This window comes from Vibrio sp. 1562, from assembly GCF_033340155.1.
In the GTDB taxonomy this organism is placed as follows: domain Bacteria; phylum Pseudomonadota; class Gammaproteobacteria; order Enterobacterales; family Vibrionaceae; genus Vibrio; species Vibrio alginolyticus.
The window spans coordinates 1-765 of sequence record NZ_JAWOVY010000256.1; the positions used below are offsets into that span (position 1 = coordinate 1).

1 protein-coding gene is annotated in these 765 nt (G+C 41.8%); it reads right to left on the reverse strand.

Annotated elements, in window-relative coordinates; translation table 11 throughout:
* Positions 1-121: 121 nt before the first annotated feature.
* Positions 122-765, reverse strand: a 644-nt coding sequence (locus tag R7Z49_RS24495) for an NAD-dependent epimerase/dehydratase family protein (RefSeq protein WP_318112297.1), incomplete at its 5' end; no start/stop codon positions are given.

A 765-nucleotide genomic window follows, 5' to 3' on the forward strand; every position in this document is an offset into this window, starting at 1 on the left:
ACAGCGTTCCACCCGCCAGCGAGTACTCCAAATCGTGACGCTCACAAAACAGATGCACTCTATCTAAAATAGACATCTGTACGCTTCTGAGCTGCTCAAATGTTAGTTTTTTCAATTTAACTTACCTAATAAACTCGATAGTTTTCTCTAGACCAGATTTCAGATCAACCCTTGGCTTCCAGCTCAAAGCTCCAATTTTCTCCGTACACAACTTGGTTCTTTTATATTGACAATACGCATTGTCGTTAGATATTTCATGCTTAACAGAAGAAATACCACCACCTAGGTCCGAAAGAAGGTTTGCCAGTTGCAATATCGAAACTTCTTCCGTTTCATTGGCAATGTTGTACGCAGTATTTACCTCACCTTTTAACAACACCAAAAGCATTGCTGATACAGCATCTGTGACATAGCAAAATGAGCGCAGCGCACTTCCATCGCTTTTCAGCACTATTGGTTGATTATCTATCACGCAACCAACTAAATCTGACATCACGCGTCCATCATTTAGGAACATACCTGGCCCGTAAGAATGAGCGATTCTCACTGCAGTGAAAGGAACGTCATGCTGAATGGCGTAGCTTTGTAACAATGTCTCAGCCATTCTTTTACTCTCTGGGTAGCAAGATCTTGAGTCCAATGGGTCAAAGCTGCCAAAGTCCCTTTCGCGGATCAGCTCTTGACTCTCTAAGTTTCCATACACTTCACGAGTGGACATGAACAAAAAGTTTTTTACTCGTTTGTTTTTAACGAGCTCAAGCAAAT